Annotated in this window: 14 protein-coding genes; 11 read left to right on the top strand and 3 right to left on the bottom strand. The window is 30.7% G+C overall.

Annotation, left to right across the window (positions count from 1 at the left end):
• The first annotated feature begins 768 nt into the window (after positions 1–768).
• The 7 genes from KV700_RS16475 to KV700_RS16445 all read left to right on the top strand — a co-directional run bounded on the left by KV700_RS16475 (position 769) and on the right by KV700_RS16445 (position 10,739).
• Positions 769–3,057, top strand: a complete 2,289-nt coding sequence (locus tag KV700_RS16475) for a beta-galactosidase (protein WP_254712938.1) — start codon at positions 769–771, stop codon at positions 3,055–3,057.
• 7 nt (positions 3,058–3,064) lie between these two features.
• A complete protein-coding gene (locus tag KV700_RS16470) occupies positions 3,065–4,981 on the top strand; it encodes a CRTAC1 family protein (RefSeq protein WP_218598554.1) in 1,917 nt (638 codons plus the stop codon).
• Positions 4,982–4,986: 5 nt separating this feature from the next.
• A complete protein-coding gene (locus KV700_RS16465) occupies positions 4,987–5,757 on the top strand; it encodes an enoyl-CoA hydratase/isomerase family protein (RefSeq protein WP_166382920.1) in 771 nt (256 codons plus the stop codon).
• Positions 5,758–5,768: 11 nt separating this feature from the next.
• Positions 5,769–7,214, top strand: coding sequence for an aldehyde dehydrogenase (gene aldA, locus KV700_RS16460; protein ID WP_218598553.1), 1,446 nt, complete (start codon positions 5,769–5,771; stop codon positions 7,212–7,214).
• Positions 7,215–7,303: 89 nt separating this feature from the next.
• Positions 7,304–8,443, top strand: a complete 1,140-nt coding sequence (locus KV700_RS16455) for an ABC transporter substrate-binding protein (RefSeq protein ID WP_218598552.1) — start codon at positions 7,304–7,306, stop codon at positions 8,441–8,443.
• 2 nt (positions 8,444–8,445) lie between these two features.
• Positions 8,446–9,591 carry a CaiB/BaiF CoA-transferase family protein gene (locus KV700_RS16450; protein WP_166382914.1) on the top strand — a complete coding sequence of 382 codons (1,146 nt, stop codon included), beginning with the start codon at positions 8,446–8,448 and terminating at the stop codon, positions 9,589–9,591.
• Positions 9,592–9,596: 5 nt separating this feature from the next.
• Entirely contained in the window at positions 9,597–10,739 is a 1,143-nt protein-coding gene (locus tag KV700_RS16445; protein WP_166382912.1) for a CaiB/BaiF CoA-transferase family protein, read from the top strand.
• A 72-nt stretch (positions 10,740–10,811) separates the two neighbouring features.
• Here the strand turns inward: KV700_RS16445 and KV700_RS16440 are convergent, their stop codons facing one another.
• From KV700_RS16440 to KV700_RS16430, 3 genes are all read right to left on the bottom strand, one after another.
• Positions 10,812–13,667, bottom strand: a complete 2,856-nt coding sequence (locus KV700_RS16440; protein ID WP_218598551.1) for an FG-GAP-like repeat-containing protein — start codon at positions 13,665–13,667, stop codon at positions 10,812–10,814.
• Between the two features lie 115 nt (positions 13,668–13,782).
• On the bottom strand, positions 13,783–14,982 hold the full coding sequence (locus KV700_RS16435; protein WP_218598550.1) for a DUF6786 family protein: 1,200 nt from the start codon (positions 14,980–14,982) through the stop codon (positions 13,783–13,785).
• 304 nt (positions 14,983–15,286) lie between these two features.
• Positions 15,287–15,781 carry an AraC family transcriptional regulator gene (locus tag KV700_RS16430; RefSeq protein ID WP_218598549.1) on the bottom strand — a complete coding sequence of 165 codons (495 nt, stop codon included), beginning with the start codon at positions 15,779–15,781 and terminating at the stop codon, positions 15,287–15,289.
• Between the two features lie 140 nt (positions 15,782–15,921).
• Between KV700_RS16430 and KV700_RS16425 the strand changes: the two genes are divergently transcribed.
• The 4 genes from KV700_RS16425 (at position 15,922) to KV700_RS16410 (ending at position 22,315) form a co-directional block, all read left to right on the top strand.
• Entirely contained in the window at positions 15,922–16,695 is a 774-nt protein-coding gene (locus KV700_RS16425) for an SMP-30/gluconolactonase/LRE family protein (protein ID WP_218598548.1), read from the top strand.
• Between the two features lie 483 nt (positions 16,696–17,178).
• Positions 17,179–17,343 carry a hypothetical protein gene (locus tag KV700_RS16420; protein WP_166382902.1) on the top strand — a complete coding sequence of 55 codons (165 nt, stop codon included), beginning with the start codon at positions 17,179–17,181 and terminating at the stop codon, positions 17,341–17,343.
• 400 nt (positions 17,344–17,743) lie between these two features.
• Positions 17,744–20,770: a TonB-dependent receptor gene (locus tag KV700_RS16415; protein ID WP_166382900.1), complete on the top strand. Its 3,027-nt coding sequence runs from the start codon at positions 17,744–17,746 to the stop codon at positions 20,768–20,770.
• Positions 20,771–20,785: 15 nt separating this feature from the next.
• Positions 20,786–22,315 carry a RagB/SusD family nutrient uptake outer membrane protein gene (locus KV700_RS16410; protein ID WP_166382898.1) on the top strand — a complete coding sequence of 510 codons (1,530 nt, stop codon included), beginning with the start codon at positions 20,786–20,788 and terminating at the stop codon, positions 22,313–22,315.
• Positions 22,316–22,358 lie beyond the last annotated feature (43 nt).

Here is a 22,358-nt window from a genome sequence, read left to right as displayed (position 1 = left end):
TTGAATTGAGAAAGACTTATAAAAAGTGAGGCGCAGCAAAACGGTTTATGCAGTCTGTTCAACTTCAAAATCTTGGTATTTTGCTGTCAAAAAAGGAAGAAATAGTGAGGTCTGGACTTTAATCGAGATATCTATGTGAAGTACAAAAACATAGGAAGTGGCTCCAAATGATAAAATAATATTCCTATGTAGCGGAGGCATTCATAATTTTTGCTCAGGAATGAAGTGCACCATTCAGCGGTAGCAGAATGGGTAACGAAATGGAAAGCGAGAATTATGAATTGTGTCCAAGACTTTTTTAGAGAAGCTTTTTTTACGAAATGAAGCTTTTCGCGAAATGCAGAAAAATGTGCTGAACGAGGTCTAAAACAATAAAAATGTACTTCAATGGGTCTTGAATACTTACAAAGATATCATCCGAAAAAAAATAACTAACATTATTAAACACCAAGTTTTTAAAATTTATTTTTTTTTATAAATAATATGAAAATTAGCCGATTCTAAGTATTATATCAATTAAAAAACTCATCTTTTCACTAGAATTAAACTGTACAAACACCTAAAACACTTCCTTTATTAATATAAATTTCTTTACTTGTAGAGAGAATAGTTTTAAACATGAATAACAATCTATTACACACTGTAATACAAAAGATTAACACTATCTGTCAAGTTGTATCTGTACAACACTAAATTCTATAATTATATTAAACCAAAGCAAATATGAAGGGAAAATACAATCTTTTTAAAACTGTCAGAAAATTGTTAATGTTAACATTTATTTCTGTGGTATTTTTTTCATGTAAAAAAGAAACTACACAAAATGAAGTTTGGAGTTCAAAATCAGATATCTTGTTTTTAGATTTCGAAAAAGAAGACATTAATAACAATTTCATTGACATAAAAGGAAGTCACAAAATTGTTAAAAATAATAGAAATCATGCATTAGAAATTTCCTTTAAAAAAGATGAAAAAATTACAGGAGTTAAATTAACACCGAAAAATAATTTCAAATTAAATAAAAGCAAAAAATATAGTTTAGTTTTTGATGCAAAAAGTTTAGGGGACGAAACTACTTTTTTAACAGTTTATGCCGAAAACGGAAATGGAGAAAGAGTAAGAAGAATTACAAACATTGATACAGGTGAATTCAAATCATATTTCTTTGAACTCACCTCAAATAAAACTGACATAAATAGTGGTTTAAGAGATACTCCTAAAGCTTGGAAAACCGAAGCAACTCATATGAAAATTAGTGGACTTCTATATAATATGGATTTTTCTGAAATAGCAGGAATAGACTTTTTTAGATTAGAAGGTTTAAAAGACAAAACTATTTTAGTTGATAATATTAGAATTGTAGAAAGCCCAGAAAGAGATCCAAATTTTTTAAAAGGAATTGTAGATAAATTTGGGCAAAATGCAAAAAGAGATTTCCCTATAAAAGTACATTCTGATGAAGAACTAAAGAAAATTGCTGATGTAGAATTAAAATCTTTAGCAGAATATACGTTAATGTCAGATAGAAGCCAATATGGTGGATGGAAAGATGGTCCTAAATTAGATGCAACGGGTTATTTTAGAAAAGAAAAAGTTGATGGAAAATGGGCTTTAATAGATCCAGAAGGTTACTTATATTTTTCAATTGGTTTAGCAAATGTACGTATGGCAAACACTACAACGTATACAGGTATCGATTATACAGATGAAAAATTATATCATAGAGACCCGGAAGATGTAACTCCTGAAGACTCTAAAGGTATTATAGAAATACCTACAGAAACCATGAAAACAGCTCATGTAGTTAATAAACTTAGAAATGACATGTTTCTTGAATTACCAAAAATTGATGATGCTCTAGCTAATCATTATAGTTATAGAAGAGAATCTCATTTTGGGCCTATAGAACATGGACAAACATATAGTTTTTATAGAGCGAACTTAGAACGTAGATATGGAGAAACAAGCAAAAATTCTTTTTTTGATAAATGGTTAGAAGTTACAGAAAACAGAATGCGTAATTGGGGATTCACGTCCTTTGGAAACTGGATTGACCCAGCATTTTATCACAGAAATAACTTACCTTATTTTGCTAACGGATGGATTATTGGAGATTTTCAAAAGGTATATTCTGGTTCGGATTATTGGGGACCAATGCCAGATCCTTTCGATCCAGAATTTGAAAGAAGAGTAATAAAATCAATTGATGTTGTTTCTAAAGAAGTCGAAAACAATCCTTGGTGTATGGGTGTTTTTGTTGATAACGAAAGAAGTTGGGGGAATGAAAGTTCTACAAAAGCACATTATGGATTGGTTTTAGATGGTTTATCTAAAGGAAAAGATAGCTATTTAAAGCAACAGTTTATGACTATTTTAAAGACTAAGCACAAAACTATTGGAAACTTAAATAAAGCTTGGAAAACAAATATAGCTAGTTGGAAAGAACTTGAAAAAGGTGTTGATTATAAAAAACAAAATGAATTTCCTGAAGGTATGGTGGCAGATTTTTCTGTAATGCTCACAGCTTTTGCTACCAAATATTTTAAAACTGTTCATGATATTTTAGAAGATAAAATGCCAAACTATATGTACATGGGATGTCGTTTTGCTGTTTGGGGAATCACAAAAGAAGTTCGTGAATCTGCAGCTAAATATGTTGATGTTTTTAGTTACAATCATTACAAAGAAGGTATTGGTACTAAGTACTGGAAATTTTTAGAAGAAATAGATATGCCAACCATTATTGGAGAATTTCACATGGGAGCACCAGATTCTGGGTTATTTCATTCTGGTTTAGTTCATGCAGCAGATCAAAAAGATAGAGCTAATATGTGGGCAGATTATGCAAACTCTGCAATAGACAACCCATATTTTGTAGGAGTACATTGGTTTCAATATTTAGATTCTCCACTTACTGGTAGAGCCCACGATGGTGAAAATTATAATGTAGGTTTTGTCTCTAATACAGATATTCCTTATCCACCAATGATTAAAAAAGCAAAAGAAGTAAATTCAAATTTATATACAAGAAGGTTTGGTAAAAAAATAAAAAAGTAATTAAAAAATGAAACGTTTACTTAAAACAAAATCGAAACAATTATTAGCCCTTGGGTTTCTATTAATTTCTCTTATCAGTTGTAATAAAGGTAAAGAGAAAAACAATCCTATAAAATTTATAGACGTAACTAAAGAAGTCCATTTAAATACAGAAAAAAACTGGAAATATGGCGGACCAACTATCGCAGACATCAACAATGATGGAAAATATGATTTACTTTTAGGTAATCATGACAACACACCTATTCAATTATTTTGGGCACAAGAAAACAATACTTTTAAAGAACAAAAAGGGCTTTTCCCAAAAGCAGATTTACATGGAATGGCTGCAGGTGATTATGATAAAGATGGTGATTTAGATTTGCTAATTTCTTTAGGAGGCGGAAACGGGTCAACACCACAACCTCAACGCTTGTTACGTAATGATAATGGGAAATTTGTGGATGCTACAGAAGAAACTGGGTTATCAGAAATGGGAGCTCGTGGTCGTTCTGTAAGATGGATAGATTTAGATAATGATGGTGATTTAGATTTTCTTCAAATTAATGCAGAACAAATGGTCAATGAAGAAATTCCAAGAAATCTATTATTCGAAAATAATGGAAACGGAACATTTACTTATAAAAAGAGTGAAGCTTTTGAACAAATTAATGCAGAACGTTTACTAATTACAGATTTTAACAATGATGGAATACTAGATTTACTAACATTTTCTCCTTATGCTGCCGCAGAATTTTGGAAAGGAAATAACGATTTTTCATTTACCAACTTATCTAAAGAATGGTTACCTAAAGAGTTACAGAATATAGACCAGATGAGTACTGCTGCACAGGCAGACATAGATAATGATGGTGATTTAGATTATTATTTAGCAAGAGGTAAAAGTTATTATCAAATTGCAAATAATTCTATTTCTTTTGATGAAAAACTGAAACGATTAGATTTAAGAGATGAAGGAAACAAAAGTCATGATGGTATAACTTTTTATGCGGATGCAGCTATACAACTTTCCGATTTTTATCGTTTTCCTAGAGGCCCTGAAAAACCAAGTATTCCGTTGTTTATTGGAAGTTCTAAAACCGAACATAAAATGCCTTTTGACATTCAAAAAGTAACGCAAAATGAAGCGAATGGATTTCCCGAAAATTTAGACAAAAGCGGATGGTACTTAGGCTATTTGGGTGAAGGAAAATGGCGTTTAGAATGGTTATTAAAAACCAATTTAGCATGGGATGTGAGAGCATCTGTTGTTGGTGTTACAAAAGTAGTACCAGATTGGACTCCTCAAGACTTGGGTGTTCCAGATGTTTTGTTGATTAATGAAGGAACTCATTTTATAGATGGGTCTAAACATTTGCCTAAAGAAAGCTTGGAAAACAATTGGGGAATAACTACAGGAGATTTTGACAACGATGGCTTTAATGATTTCTTCTTATATCGTTTTGGTGGTTTAATCCAAAGAAGTGAAGACGTGATTTTTAAAAATAAAGGAAACTTAGAGTTTGAATCTATTTTAACACATGGAGCAAACAATATTCCATCTAAATCTCATGGAGATATGGGGGCAACTTTCGATTATAATTTAGATGGTAAAATAGATATTTTAAGTGGAGATGATGATAATGGACAATGGCATTTATACGAGAACGAAACAGTTTCTGTAAACAATTATGCCCTATTTAGAGTTGGTAATTCTAAATCTAATGTAGATGCTTATGGCGCTAAAGTTTACATAACAACAAAAATTGGAAAACAATTCAAACTTATTGGTTCTAGTAGTGCTTCTCATGCTCAAAGCTTTTTAAATACTGTTCATTTTGGTCTAGGAAAAGAGAAAGTAATTGAGAAAGTAGAAGTGGTTTGGAGAAGTGGAGAAAAATCAACTCTTACCAATTTAAAAGCAAACAAAATCTATCAATTTTAAATAAGATGAAACAAATTAGACTAGAAATAGAAAACAAAGTTGGCTATATCGTTATTAACAAACCAAAAGCCAACAGTTACGACCTTGATTTTATGACCTCTTTATCAGAAATTATTGATGAAGCAAATCGTAATAACAATGTAAAAATAATAGCCATAAAAAGCGAATTAGAAAAGTTCTTTTGTGCAGGAGCAGATGTAAAGGTTTTTCAACAAAATTCTGTTGCTGAAAACAAAAAGATGGTTATACAAGCCAACTTGGTAGCCTACAAAATTTCTAAAAGCCCTAAAATAGTAGTTGCTTTATTAGATGGTCATACTTTAGGTGGTGGTTTAGAACTGGCATTAGCTTGCGATATTCGTTTGGCAAGTGATGGTCAATATTTAATAGGGTTACCAGAAATCAATTTAGGATTGATGCCAGGAAATGGTGGAACTCAAAGATTAATCAGAATTGTAAACCAAAGTAAAGCTTTAGAAATTTTAATTTCAGGAGAACCAATCATAGCAAAACAAGCTTTTGATATTGGATTGGTAAATCAATTATATGCTAAAGAAAATTTTAAAGAGCAATCTAAATCTTATTTAGAAAAATTAGCAAAAGGACCATTATTGGCAATGATAGCCATTAAAGAATCTGTTCATAAAGGAATAGAGCTCTCTCTTGAAGAAGGATTAAAATTAGAGACACAATTAGCAGATGGATTGTATGATACTCCAGATGCACAAGAAGGATTAAAAGCCTTCGTAGAAAAAAGAAAAGCAATCTTTAACTAAAAATAGTATTTATGGAAACAACAGTATACAGATGTTACATTAACGGAGAGTGGATTGAAAAAAGTTCAGGAGAAAAGATTGATGTAGAAAACCCAGCAAATGGAGAAGTATTTGCTGAAATTTACTCGAGTAGTTTAGACGAAGTACAACAAGCATTAGAAGCTGCTGATAAAGCGCAATTTGCTTGGCAAATGTTACCAACTCAAGAGCGTGCAAATTATTTGTATAAAATTGCAGAGAAGTTAGAAGAAAGAAAAGAGCATTTTGCCAAGTTACTGGTAATGGAACAAGGAAAAACTCTTGTAGAAGCTCGTTACGAAGTTGATGATACTATAAGATATATGACGTATTCTGCTGAAGCAGGAAGACGTATACAAGGTGCTATTTTTCCTTCAGACCAACCTAACGAACAACTTACTATACACAAAGTTCCTTATGGAGTTACGGTAGGTTTAATGGCTTTTAATTATCCTTTGGCTTTAATTGGACGTAAAATTGGTCCTGCTTTAATTACAGGAAATACAATGGTTATAAAACCATCAGAATTAACACCAATAACTGCATCTGAATTTTGTAAAATAATTGATGAAGTTGGCTTACCAAAAGGAGTTATTAGTATGGTTGTTGGTCATGGACATACTGTTGGTGCTGCATTAGTAGAAAATCCAATTACGAGGTTAATTTCTATGACTGGAAGCACAAGAGCAGGACAAGCTATTTACAAAGGTGCTTCGCAAAACGTGGCAGGATTAGTATTAGAATTAGGTGGAAAAGCGCCTTTTATAGTTTTAGAAGATGCTGATATTGACAAAGCTGTTGAAGCTGCTGCTATATCTCGTTATGCAAATTGCGGACAAGTATGTATTTGTAATGAAATGGTTTTTGTTGATGAAAAAATTGCAGACGAGTTTACAGAAAAATTAATAAAAAGAGTTCAAAAAATTACAGTAGGTAACCCAATGACAGATGTAAACATGGGACCAAGTTTAAGCGCTGCTGCCTTAAAAAGAATCGATGAAGTTGTTCAAAAAAACATAGCACAAGGAGCAGAATTAGTTTTAGGTGGTAAAAGACCAGAAGGTAAAGAATTTGAAAAAGGAAATTGGTATGAACCAACCATTTTAACAAATGTAAAACCAGGTGATGCAACCGTGCAAGAAGAAATGTTTGGACCGGTTTTACCAATTGTTAAAATTAAAGGTTTTGAACACGCTAAAGAATTATTAAATAAACGAGATGATAGTTTATCTGCTTATTTATATACAGAAAATCATAAATTAATAATGCGATCTATTCAAGAGTTTGAAATAGGAACCATTTTTATTAACAAACAAATTGTAGGCTACATTCAAGGGCATCATTCTGGTCATAAAAAAGCTGGTATTGGTGGTGAAGATGGAGTTTACGGTATCGAACAGTATTTACAGAAACGAACAATTTACATGAGTTACGAATAAATTATAAACCTTCCATAACTAACGTCAATCAATAGGAAATGACTCAATGGAAGCCACATGTAACCCATAAAAACAAATAATATTAGTACATGAAACAATTAAAAGGAATAACTTGGAATCACAGTAGAGGATTTACATCAATTGTAGCCGCTGCCCAACGTTTTACAGAATTAAACCCAGATGTTGAAATCGTTTGGGAGAAAAGATCATTGCAAGCATTTGCAGATGAACCAATTAATGAATTAGCAAAACGCTACGATTTTTTAATTATTGACCATCCTTGGACTGGCTTTGCTGCTAGAACAGAAGTAATTTTACCATTAAATAAATTTTTATCAGATGAATACTTAAAAGACCTAGCAGTAAACACTGTTGGTAAATCTCATGAAAGTTATTCTATAAAAGGAAAACAATGGGCTTTAGCTATTGATGCTGCTACACCTGTTGCAGCGAGCAGACCAGATTTGTTCGAGAAATTAAATTTAAAATTCCCAGAAACTTTTGATGATTTAATAGAATTGTCAAAAACAGGAATGGTTGCAATTCCAGGAATCCCACAAGATACTTTAATGAGTTTCTATATGATTTGCTCTACACTTGGTGAAGATGTTTGTACTTCTGATAAAGAAGTTATTTCAGAAAAAACTGGAATAAAAGCACTTCAAATATTAAGAGCTCTTGGTAAAAATATCAAAAAGGAAAATTATGATTGGAATCCTATTAAAGTATATGAAGCAATGACTTTAACGGACGATTATATTTATAGTCCTTTCGCTTATGGTTACACCAATTATTCTCGTGAAGGCTATGCTAGAAAGCATTTAAAGTTTCATGATATGGTTGCAATTGATAATCAAAAATTAATAACAACTTTAGGAGGTACTGGATTAGCTATTTCTGCAAATACTGAGCATCAAGAAATTGCTGGTAAATTTGTAGAATATGTAGGTTCAGAAGCAACTCAAAAAGGTGTGTTTTTTGATAACGGAGGTCAACCAGGACATAGACAAGCTTGGTTAGATAAGCGTGCAAATGATTTAACAGATAATTTCTTTAAAGATACTTTACCAGCGTTAGATAGAGCTTTTTTACGCCCAAGATATCATGGTCATATGTATTTTCAAGATAGAGCTGGTGCGCCAATTAGAGAGTATATGATGAATGGAGGAGATGAACAACAGCTATTAAAAGATTTAAATGAGTTGTATTTAAAATCATTAAAAGAATAACTATGAAATTACCTTTAGAAGGCATTTTGGTATTAGAATTCTCTCAATTTATGGCTGGACCATCTGCAGGATTAAGATTAGCTGATTTAGGTGCAAGAGTTATCAAAATTGAAAGACCTGGTTCTGGTGAAGCAGGAAGAGGTATTGCTTTAAAAAACTTATTTTTAGATGGCAGTAGTTTGGTATTTCATACCGTAAATAGAAATAAAGAATCTTATACTGCCAATTTAAAAGATGCAGATGATTTAGATCGTGTTAAAAAATTAATAGAACAAGCTGATGTTATGACACATAATTTCCGTCCAGGAGTTATGGAGAAAATTGGCTTAGATTATAAAACGGTTCAGAATATAAACTCAAAATTAGTGTATGCATCTGTTACTGGTTATGGTACAGAAGGTGAATGGGTTAAAAAACCAGGTCAAGATTTATTAATTCAGGCGATGTCTGGTTTTGCAAAGTTAACAGGAGATAAAGATGATAATCCAACTCCTGTTGGTGCTGCTGTTTCCGATTTAATTACGGGAACACATTTGGCTCATGGAATTTTATCAAGTCTTTTAAAACGTATCAAAACGAATAAAGGGGCTTTGGTTGAAGTGAGTTTATTAGAATCTACACTAGACCTTCAATTTGAAGTTATTACCGGCTATTTAAGTGATAATAATCAAAAACCAAATAGAGCTAAACAAGGAAATGCACATGCATATTTAGGCGCTCCTTATGGCGTTTATCAAACAAAAGATGGTTATTTATCTTTAGCAATGGGCTCTTTAACAAATTTAGCTAACATTCTTAACATTTCACAATTAGCATCTTATTCTGACCCCAATTCTTGGTATGAAAAACGAGATGAAATAATGGATGTTCTTCGTGCTTTTTTAATCGAAAAAAACACACAAGATTGGTTAGATATTTTAGAACCTAAAGGAATTTGGTGTTCTGATGTTTTTGATTATAAAAAATTATTGAACCATGAAGCATATGATGTTTTAAAAATGGATCAAAAATTACCATTAATTTCTGGCGAAGAAATACACACAACACGCTGCCCAATAAGATTAAATGATGAAAGGCTTTTTAATAAAAAAGCAGCACCAAGAGTTGGACAAAATACAGAAGCAATTATTAAAGAATTTAATCTATAAATAGGATGAAACCATTAGAAGATATATTAGTTATAGATTTAAGTCAGTTTTTATCTGCACCTTCTGCTACTTTACGTTTAGCAGATTTGGGAGCAAGAGTTATTAAAGTAGAGCGCCCTAAAACTGGAGACATTAGTCGTCAATTACATGTTTCTAATCTAAAGATGAATAATGAATCTCCTTTATTTATAGCTGTTAATAGAAATAAAGAAAGTTTTGAAGCAGATTTAAAAAACGAAGTAGATAAACAACGTGTTTTAAAATTGATTGCAAAAGCAGATGTTTTAGTTCATAATTTTAGACCTGGTGTTGTAGAACGTTTGGGTTTTGATTATGAAACTATTAAAAAAATAAATCCAAAAATTGTTTATGGAAATATTTCAGGTTATGGAGATGAAGGTCCTTGGAAATCTAAACCCGGACAAGATTTACTTGTGCAATCATTATCTGGTTTAACCTGGTTAAATGGGAATGATGGAAGTGGCCCTACACCTGTAGGAATTGCTATTGCAGATATTTTATCTGGCTCTCATTTAGTACAAGGTATTTTGGCTGCTTTAATTAAAAAAGGCAAAACAGGTATCGGTACAAAAATTTCTGTAAGCATGTTAGAATCTATTATAGATTTTCAATTTGAATCTATTACCACGTTTTATCATGATGGAGGAGAACCAACTGTTCGTCCAAAGAGTAATAGTGCACATGCTTATTTAGGCGCTCCTTATGGTGTTTATAAAACACAAAACGGCTATTTCGCTTTAGCAATGGGCTCTATTCCTTTTATTGGAGAATTAATTGGTTGCAATGAATTAGCCGAGTATCCAGAACCAGCAAGTTGGTTTACAAAACGTGATGAAATAAAAACGATTTTAGCCAACAAATTAAACACCAATACTACAGAACATTGGCTTTCAATTTTAGAGCCAGCAGACATTTGGTGTGCTAATGTTATGGATTGGGAAACACTTTTTAATCAAGATGGATTTAAATCTTTAGACATGATTCAGAATGTAAGAATGGGTGATGGATATGAGTATAAGACAACAAGGTGTCCAATAAAGATTGATGGTGAGTATTTTACATCAACCCTAGGATCTCCAAGTTTAGGTGAACATACAGATAAAATATCTCAAGAATTTTTAGCCTAAAATTACAGACATTATTTTATTTATTCGAAAAAGTAAACCTCTCTATAAATAAGAGAGGTTTACTTTTTTTTATTACTTAGAAACTATTTCTAAAGGAAGAATTTCATCTTCATACATATCTCCATCGCTAGAAGTAAAAGTGACTCTAAGTTGATAAAAATGGTTTTCTTGTAATTGGTTAGACGGAATATAATCTTTCAATGAAAAAGTCATATTTGCTGTTCCACTTGTTGTTTTTAACGCTTCTTTATTTACAAGAACCACATCTTTTACAGGTATCCATTTACTTTTAAAATGACGTAACCAAAAACGAATTCCGCCTTCATCTGCCGAAATCACTTTGTTTCCAGATCCTGCATGATATTTAACAGTCACTTTTAAATTATCACTCACTTTTATCTGGTGATTCCCATACTTTTCCTTGTTTAGTATTTTAACATAAGGTGCAGTATAAGGAGCAACCGTAACTTTAATTTCTGATGAAATAGAATTGTCTTTTGAAGATGCTTTTACAATTGCTTTTCCTGGTTTAATTGGGTTTGCATTACCATTTTTATCAACAGTAAGAATATTTGTATTACTAGATGTCCAAATAATTTCAGAATTGGTCTTATTTTTTGGTAAAACGCTTACGTCTAGAGTTTTATTTTTCCCTTTATATAATTCTATTTTTTCTGTTTTAAAAGAGATTGAAGTAACTGGTGAGTTTTTATTAGAATCAATATTTACATAATCAGTATTGTAAATATTGTTCGCTTCTTTGTTTTTAAACGCTACAGTTTCTCCATTTCTCCATCTAACTTTAATACTTTTTATTTCAGATTCATTTCCCAATCCAAAATGTACAATGTTCATTAAACTTTGGGAAAATATTTCTCCTGCAGAACCAACTCTTTTTCTATATTCATTATCAGCTGTTTTTACAATAACTTCTGCAGAAATAGGATCCACATTAGATTTTGGAGAATAACCTACTTTAATAGTTACATGCTTGTTGTCTGACTTTGTTTGATTATTGTACAAATACCATTCTCCGTTTTCACTACCATTTAATAAATCTAATTGCCCATCTAAATCAAAATCAAAAGCTTGCCCCATATCTCCATTCCCTGGTCCACCAACATCATTTGCTCCATGCATTGTTGTTGTTTCAAAAGAATTATTACCTGTATTTAATAACATATAATCAGAAATTCTTGCTCCTACTCTACCCCAACGATACACAAATAAATCTTGATGACTGTCATTATTAAAATCTCCAGTTGTAACACCTAAAGCGTTTCCTCCTTTAGGAATATTCCAAGCTTTAGAAACATCTGTAAATTTATCTCCATCGTTTCTTAATAAAACATCGGCATTATTTCTGTTTTGCGGAATAAAATCTGGAGTAACACTTGTTACACCAGAAAGACTAAATCTGTATTGCCAAAAGAAATTACCATCACGAACCAAAGTTGCCTTCCATTCATTGTTTCCTAAATAACCGATATAGAATCCATTTTTAGAAATATCATCTGCCCATCCTTTTGCTTCTTCTGGGCTAATTTCTAACTCATCACCAGAATTTACAATTTTTGAGACCTTATTTTCCCCTAAAAAAATAGGATAATCTTTACCTAAAATAGCTCCTTGCGCCAAGTAATAATATTTATGTAATTTAATTTTGTTTTCAGCTGTAAAACTAAAAACATCATCACCTTTATAACCTCTAGTTTTTATGGCTAATTCTTTTGTAATAGGATTAAAATCTACGGAAGGAGTTTCTCCTTTTCCATGTTCAAAGATCATTCCTTGAGCCAAATACAAATCTAAATCTCCGTCATTATCAATATCAATGTCCGTAACAGCCATGATTTGTTTTGAAGAACGAACTTCGTCTGGAATTAACGCTGATACATCTGTAAATGTAAAATCTCCATTTCCTTTCCACAACGTTAAAGGGCCGTAAAAAATAATATCGTCAATATTATCGTTATTAAAATCGGTTACCAAAACTCGTGATTCGTCAACATCTTCGAGTCCTTTTACAGATCTATATTTAAAAGTTCTATCTCCGTTATTTTCATAAAAAAAATGTTGTGGTTTATCAAATTTCAAACTCGACTCGTTAATGATTAATAAATCAAGATCCCCATCTAAATCTGCGTCTATCCATCTAGTACTGCGCCCTCTACCTCCTTTTTCTACACCTACATCACCAGTGTACATAATAAATTTATTATTTTCATTAAGGTAGAAATTAAGCCTAGTAGGAATAGCTCCATTACCACCTCCTTCTTCTAAAACAAGATCTAAATCGCCATCATTGTCATAATCCCCAAGAGAAGTACCATGCAAATCATGTTTAAACCATCTTGCAAGGTCTTTGTTATGTTTTGTTACTGTACCATCTCCATTATTCCAATATATCTTACTCGTTTCTGCATTATGGTTGTTTGCAATAAAATCATAATCTCCATCATTATCTATATCTGCTATTGATGGTCCTCCATATTTTAATGAACTCACTTTATCTAATCCTGCTTGTACAGAAATATCTTTAAAAACAGGAATTTCTAATGCTGACACCTCTTCAAAATACAGACTGCTTATCGTTAAATTTTCATCTAAAGCTTGAAAACGAATTTTTACATCACCAATTTTAGGAAAACGAATTACACTCGTTAAATTCTGAATTCCTTTCTTTGGTATATTAAAGTCATCCATTAAAAGCTCATCATTTACAAAAACACTTAAACTTGCATATGCTGATGGATTATTAATAGTAAGAATGATTTTTTTTGTTAAGTTTCCTTCAACTTTATAATTTAGAATTTCTGGATTATCAGTAGAGACTTCTATTGAATTTAAAAGAATGTTATTGTTTTTACAAGAAGTAATAACACTAAACGTAAATACAAATAAAACTAGTAATATTAAATTTTTCATAATGTTGCTTTTAAGTAATAAATGTATCAATTTATTAAAAAAAATGATTGATTTACAACTTGACAAAAACTTGAACAAAACATAAAACGTTAGTAATTAAAAGATTATTTCATTATTAAAAAACAGGAATTTCATTTAGGTCAATACCTAATAGTTTTTTTGAAATTAAATTTAACTCAACAAAATCTGCTTCTATATGATAAGTAGTTTGTTTATGATATATTTCTTCTTGTGGTTTTAATTCTTTGGATGATGATAAAGATTCAAACTCATAAAATGGCCAATTGTAGCCCAAAGATTTATTTACTTCGCCATTAAAAATATTAATTACATCTCCATCGTAAGGAGCAGTGTTTTTTGGAAAACAATTTAAGTAATCACCATCATTTTTAAAATTGAAAGTAACAATGGTTAGCAAATTGTTTTTACGAGAATAACTTCCCATAATATTCTTAGTATTTTCTGGTGGAATTCCTATTTTCCCTAATAATTGAGCATCACTCTTGTAAAAAAGTGTATTATTTTTTATTCGATATCTAGTTTTTTCTTTAGTGCCGAAATATGTTTTTAAACTATCTAAAGGTTTTTCTAAAGGAATAATAACTTTGGTATCTACAGATGTTAATATACTTCCTATTTCCCAAATAGATAAAAGCCCTTTGTCTTTAGTCCATTGAATGGAATCGATATTTTTCAACCAAGTTTCTGCACTAAAACCTACTACAGAAATATCAATATCCGAAGATATTTTTAAATCAGTATTAATTGTTTTTCTATCTAGAATAGAAATTTTTCGTTTTGTATTTATTTTAAATAGATAATTGTTAGCATTTACAATCTGTAAATCAGCTTGATATGTTATCGATTTTTTAGAACTACTTACTTTTTTAAATTGCTTAGAATTTAAATCTTCTTGCACTTTTATATCCTCTCCTTCTTGCCTTTTATTCTGCTCAAAGAAAGTAGCAAATTTACCATATTCAGGGCCAAACCAAACTCTACTTTCACCACCCAATCTTGCCATTGTTATTTGGTCTTTTTTATCAGTAATCAAATCCCAATTAATCCAACCATAACTTTTACCTTCTAAACCATTAGAAGAACTTGTAAATATTCTTCCTTGGTATTTACCAGAAACAGCAATCATAGATTCTCCAGATTGTAAAACTTCCAAACCTTCAATAGTTTGTAATTTTTCTAACGCTTCTCCAAAATTTCTTTCTTTAATATTTTCTTTACAATTCATAACTAATATCATCAATAAAATAAATAATAAAACCCTCACAGTATTTTTACCACTTTGTAAAATATCCATCTTTTTTAATTAGTTGTATTATTTTGCCCTCTCAAAAAAGGTACACATTATTTTTTTATCCTCATGTTTAAATTTAATTAAAAACGATGTATTATCATTATAGGTCATCAGTATTACTTCTTGATAAAAACTTGACAAGTCTAATTTTAAATGATTTTGCATTATTCATCTACTTTATAAAATGCTTAAAGAATTTTCAATTAATCTCAGAATAGGAATCCTAACGAAATAAAAATATATTAGATAATATATACTAAATAAAAAAAGTGGTTATTTTTAGAACACTATAAAGAATATAATCTTATTATTTGAAGAATGTTGCTCTATACTGAGCAGGCGTTTTATTTGTAAATAGCTTGAATTTTATATGGAAAAAAGAAAGATTTGGATAACCTGTTTCAAAAGCTATTTGTTCTACCGAGGTTTCAGATTCTTTTAATAATTCACAAGCTTTACTAACTCTATATTCATTTAAATAGGCAGTAAACGTTTTATTAAATGTCTTTTTAAAAAACTTAGAAAAAGAAACTGAAGTCATAAAAACTAAATCACCTAATTGCGCAGCATCAATTTTGTTTTGATAGTTTTTATCCACAAAATCGATAATATTTTTAATTCTATCTGAAACCAAAGAATTCACATTAAAACGTGCTACTAAACTTAGTACTTCATATTTTTCTAAAGATAATTCATGAAGTAATTTTATAAATTCTATTAGCCTAAGTGTAGGCGACATTTTTTTCATTGAAACCATTTCACCACCTACATCTTTTGCCGTAATATCATTAAAAATTAACAATAAACCACTACTAAACAGCGATTTACTTTGTTTTTTTTGTAGTTATTTATTTTTAATAGGAAAAGTTTAACGTATATAAATTAAAGAACAATCCTGAAAAAACACCCATTAAATTAGAAGAAAAGGTAGCTTATAAAACCATGGGATATTTAGAAAAAGTAACGGATGACTTTTACAAACACGTTCCAAAATCAACAAAAATAGAAATAATTTCTGAAGGTTATATTTGGACAGAAGGACCTGTTTGGGTACCTAAAGAACACTGTTTATTATTTTCTGATGTTACAGAAAATACCAATTATAAATGGACGGAAAAAGAAGGTGCAAAACCTTTTTTAAAACCAAGTGGGTATACCGGTAAAACAAAAAAACTACAAGGTTCTAATGGATTATTTTTAGATAATAATGGTTATTTAATTCTATGTCAAACAGGAGACAGAGTTATTGCTAGATATAAAGGGAGTTTTACAAAACCGATGTCTAACTTCGAAGTAATTGCCAATAATTTTGAAGGAAAAAGGTTTAATGCTCCTAATGATTTGGTAGTTGATAAAAAAGGAAATATTTATTTTACAGATCCTAATTTTGGAATAGAAAAAGGGACAAAAGAAATCGATTATCAAGGTGTTTATAAAATAGACATAAAAGGAAAAGTAACCTTGTTAACTTCTAAGTGGAAAACACCAAACGGAATAGGTTTATCTCCAGATAATTCAAAATTATATATTGCCAATTCTGAGCCTGTATTGTTTATTTCTTATAACCTTTCTCAAGATGGAACACTAAGTAATGAAAACATTGTTTTAGACATGAGAGAAGCTTTAAAGAAAAGTATTGCTAAACAATTGCCCGATGGAATGGCTGTAAAAAAGACGGAACTATATTTCTTACAGGTCCTGATGGTGTTTTTGTAATTGATCAAAATGGTAATCATTTAGGAACTATAAAAACAGATAAATTAACATCTAACTGTGCTTTTAATGATGACGAATCTGAACTATATGTTTCTTGTCATGAATTAATATTAAGAATAAAATTAAAATGAATATGAAACCATTTTTTAGAAAAATTATTTAAGAAAACAACTGTAATTGGAGTTCTAAGAAGATATGATAAGGAAACAACCTTAAATATTGCAAGAACATATCAAAAACAAGGTTTTACTAGCTTAAAGGTTACTAGAAATAACCTAATGTTTTTGATCTTATTGAAGTATTCGTAAAAGAATTTGACGGAAAATTAAATATTGATTGCGGAACAATTTTGTCTATTAAAGATGCAAAAAAAGTTTTAAAATCTGGTGCAAATTTTATTGCAACACCAATAGTAGATAAAAAAGTAATTAAATTCTGTGTAAAAAAAATTCTGTTTTTCCTGGTGCATCTTCACCTACAGAAATGTTTACTGCTCATAAATTAGGTGCTAAAATGGTAAAGGTTTTTCCTTCTGCCAACAAGAGGCATCTTTTAGAAAATATGGAAGCATACAAAAATGCAGGAGCTAAAGCTTTTGGAATGGGAGGTTTCCTTTTTGACCCAGAAATGATTGCTAATAAAGATTAGGATGCGTTAGGAAAACATTTTAATAAATTTTGAAATAAAAAAATACCTAATCAAAATATAAAATCTATTTAAACTAACATAGACAAATATTAAAACACTTAATTTCAAATAGTTAAAATCAACACTAAACAATATCAAGTTTATGTCAAGTTTATGTCAAGTTCAATTTTACTGTTTTTATTTTAATAAAAAACAACTTTGTATTAACCAAATTTTAAATTCAAATTAATCATATGGCAGAATAAAATAATGAAAAGGTAATGTTACCAATTACTCCGTAATTCTTTAACATTTACTTTTAAACCGATTAAAAGTAAACAATAGCAGAACTTCTTAGATTTTATAAACCTAAAATCAATAGAAACAATTAATTAACAATTAACAATAATTAAATTAGTATATGAAACAGCAAATTACTAAACTAATAAGTAAGAGTTTCTTGTTAGTGTTATTACTAACATTAATGAGTGCACAAAACTCCTATTCACAAAAAACCATCACAGGAACAGTTAGTGATGAAAACAAAATGCCTATTCCTGGTGTAAGTATTCTTAAAAAAGGAACAACAACGGGTACAACAACAGATTTTGATGGTAATTTTACCCTTTCAGCATCTACCGAAGATATTCTTATCTTTTCTTTTTTAGGATATGCAGCACAAAATATTACAGTAAAAGAACAAACAGTAATTAATGTTGTTCTTGCTGAAGATGCAAGCCAGTTAGAAGAAATTGTAGTAATCGGTTATGGTACTGCTAAAAAGAGTGATATTACAGGATCTGTATCACAAGTAACTGCTAAATCCTTTAAAGACGCACCCGTTGTTCGTGTTGAAAATGCATTACAAGGTAGGGCTTCTGGAATAACTGTATCTGGAGGCGGGCAACCTGGGGCAGATATAAAAGTAAGAGTAAGAGGGGTTAACTCTGTTACAGGTAATAATAACCCACTAGTAGTTGTAGATGGTGTTTTTGGAGGAGATTTAAAATCATTGAATCCAGATGACATTTCTTCTATGGAAGTCTTAAAAGATGCATCTGCTTTAGCTGTATATGGCTCTAGAGGTTCCAATGGAGTTATTTTAGTAACTACCAAAAAAGGAAAAAGTGATAAAACTAAATTTACTGTAAGTCAGTTTGCATCCGTGTCTTCTTTTGCAAAGAAAATTGATAAGTTAAATTCTGGTCAATTTGCTAGAGTTTTAAATAATGAAGCATCCGATCAAAACAACCTTCCTTTTACAACTCAACAAATTGCTAATTTAGATGCAAACCCTATTGATTACGAAGATTTAATATCACAAACGGGTATTGGATCCAATACACAAGTATCTATGAGCGGTCGTTCAGACAAAATAAATTATTTTGTTTCTGGTAACTATTTAACACAAGAAGGTACACAAATTAATACCAATTATAAAAGAGGTTCTTTTAGAGCTAATTTAGGTATTGAAGTAAATGACAGGTTAAATATTGGTTTCAATGTTTATGGAAGTAGAGAATATACTTTAAACAACCAAGATGCTTTTGCGCGTTTTAATGGTAGTATTTTACTAAAAGCACTAACCTGGGATCCTACTTCTCCTGTAAGAGATGCAAACGGAAATTATATTTACAGAACTAGTAATGCAAATAATGGATATAACCCAATCTATAATTTAACGGAAAGTAAAGATGAGGTTATAGGAGATCGTTTAAATGCAACTTTAAATCTAAATTATAAAATTAATGATAATTTTACCTACACATTAATAACAAATGCAACAAGATATAATGGAAATACAGAATCTTTTAGATGGGAAAAAGACCCTGCACAGGGTGTTGGATCTAGTTTTAATATTTTATATTATAATAATTATAAACAGACTACGCATCAAATTAGTAACATTCTAAATTGGAAAAAATCTTTTAATAAACACAATTTAGATATAACAGGAGTCTATGAATTTCAGGGTGCTGTTTCTAAAACCAATGCTTATAGTGCATTTGATGTTAATGTTCCTAGTTTTTACCATGGAGACAATAGTAATAACGAATTTTTCACCAATGGAGGTGCTAGAACTTCTATTCAATCTTATTTAGGACGTGTTAATTATAATTTTGATAACACAATATACCTTACAGGTTCTTTAAGAGTAGATGAATCTTCTAAATTTCTAAAAGGAAATAGAACAGGTTATTTCCCTTCTCTTGCTGCTGCTTATAGCTTAAATAAATTAAAATTTATTGAAGATGGAGAATTTTTATCTAATTTAAAATTAAGAGCAGGATGGGGACAAGTTGGTAATGAAAACATTAATGCACTTGCCTCTTCTTCTATTACGAATGATTCTGGTTTGTATTCTTTTGATGGTAATACAGCTCAGACCGGGCAAACGTTAATTCAAATAGGAAACCCAGATTTAACTTGGGAAACCACAACTCAAATTAATGCAGGTGTAGATTTTGGTATTCTTCAAGGACGTTTTACGGGGTCTTTAGATTATTATAAAAAAACAACTAAAGATCTTTTATTACAAACAACTGTTACAGGTACTTTATATCGAAAATATGAAAATGTTGGTGAGGTAGAAAATAAAGGTTTAGACATTTCTCTTTCTGGTGATATTATTAGAAATGATAACTTTAATTGGAATACCTCACTTAATGTTTCTCTCTTAAAAAATAAAGTTATAGCACTAAATGGAGATTTAAATCAAATCCCTGGTAATAACTTAGTAATTGGAGGTTCACAAGCTAGAGTAGATGTTATAAAGGTGGGAGAACCAATAGGTACATTTAACGGATATACTTTTTTAGGAACTTGGAAAACAAATGAAACAGCATTAGCCGCTACTTTTGATCGTGTTCCTGGTGATCCAAAATATTTAAGAGATGAAAACGGAGAATTCGTTTTAGGTCCTATTGGTAATGGTTTACCAACAACTTCTTGGGGCTTTAATAATAGTTTTACGTATAAAGATTGGAATTTTAATATCTTTATTACTGGTGCTACCGGATTTGATGTTTATAATTTTGTTTCTGCAGCATTAAACGGAGGAGCTGCTGCTTTTAGAGATAATCTATCCCCTTCTAGATACAATACTTGGACAGCTGCTAACGAAACGGAAATTCCTAGAAATGGTGCTAGCAACCTTTTAAATTCATCTAGGTGGATTGAAGATGGTAGTTTCATTAGATTAAGTAATGTTAAGTTAGGTTACAATCTAAAAAACTTAATAAAAGGTGTTAGTAAACTAGAAGTTTATGCAAGTGGGCAAAACGTATTCCTTATAACTAATTATTCTGGATATGATCCAGAAGTATCTTCTACCCCAATAACATCTGACCCTGGAATTTCTGCGCCTGTAGATGGTGGTGCCGGATTAGATCAAGGTGCATATCCAAACCCAAGAACATTTACGTTAGGGCTAAAATTAGAGTTTTAATCTAAAAAAAAAAAAATGAACAAAATAAAAATAAGTACAAAATATAATAAAACCGCTAAGTTATTAGTAATTTTTATAGTTGTTTTTACTACCTTAAATTTTCAAAGCTGTGCAGAATTAGATCCAGATCCTTTAGAATTTAATTTACCTCCAGAAGTATTTTCTAATTTAGATGAAATGGACAAAGGAATATCTGGTATTTACAGTAAAATAGTAAATGCATCTAGATGGACTACTTTTTATGCTCCTGCTTGGGCGGGTGATGATATGACAACCTGGGCTTCTGGTAATAAAGCCGATTTTAGAGAGTTTGACCAAAGAAATGTACAAGCATCAAATAGTAGACTATTATCTAACTGGAATGCAATTTTAGATGTAATTAACACTACAAATTCAGTTTTAGACAGGTCTAAAGGTTTAGAAAATTTAGCAGTAGATCAAGATTTATTAAATAGATATATTGGCGAAACTCACTTTATAAGAGGTATTATGTTCTACCAGTTAGCTAGAGTTCATGGTAGAATTCCTCTACCACTAACTACAATTCCTGATCCAAATATTTCTAGAGCAACACAATTAGAAGTATTTCAACAAATAGAAGCAGATTTATTAGAAGCAGAAAAAAGATTACCTAATGTTTATCCAAGTTTAAAAGAAGGTGCTTCTAGACCTAATAAGGGTTCTGCTAAAAGTATTTTAGCTCGTTTATATATGGATTGGGCTGGTTTCCCTTTAAAAGACAACAGTAAATATACAGATGCAGCTAATATTGCTAAAACAGTTATAGATAATGCTAGTACATATAAATTTGGATTGGTAGATGACCTAGAAAACTTATGGACAGTTGCAGGCCGATTTAATAATGAATCTGTTTTTACACTTACTTATTGTAACTCTTGCGGTGATGATAGAATTGCAAATTGGAAATATGGAATTGTAGGTTTAAATGATAGTGCAGGTGGATGGAGTGAAACATTTGGTGAAATTAAATTTTATGAAGATTTCCCTACAGGACCTAGAAAAGAAGCTACATATAGAATGGATTTAGATTGGAGAAACTTTAGTTCTGCTAAAGATCAAAAAAGTCCTATTTTTAAAAAAATAGCAGGTCCAAAAGGAGATTTACCAAACTCATTTATTACCAATAGAAACGACTTCTTTATGCGTTATGCAGAAGTTTTATTAATCTATGCAGAAGCTTCTGCTAGATCAGGTGCTGTAACTGCAGATTCTTGGGAAGCATTAAATAAAATACGTCGTAGAGCATCTGGTTTACCATTTGCTACACCAGATGCTACCGTAGATCTATCTAGTGGCGATTTAGCTGAATTAGCGTTTACAGAACGTAAATGGGAGTTTGCAGGAGAATATTTAAGATGGTATGATTTAATGCGATTAGAACGTGTTCAAGAAGTACTAGGTAATAGAACTCCTTCAGGCACAATTGCAGAACATAATCAAATCGCTGGTAGTTTAAGTACTGATAATTATTTTTCTCCTATTCCTGCAGAAGCATTAAATAACAACCCTAATTTGGGTAATTAATTTTTAAATATTTAATTTTAAGTAAAACGGTAGGATATTTTAT

Origin of the sequence: Polaribacter sp. NJDZ03, assembly GCF_019263805.1 — a bacterium.
In the GTDB taxonomy this organism is placed as follows: Bacteria; Bacteroidota; Bacteroidia; order Flavobacteriales; family Flavobacteriaceae; genus Polaribacter.
This window is presented reverse-complemented; position numbering and strand designations above follow the sequence as displayed.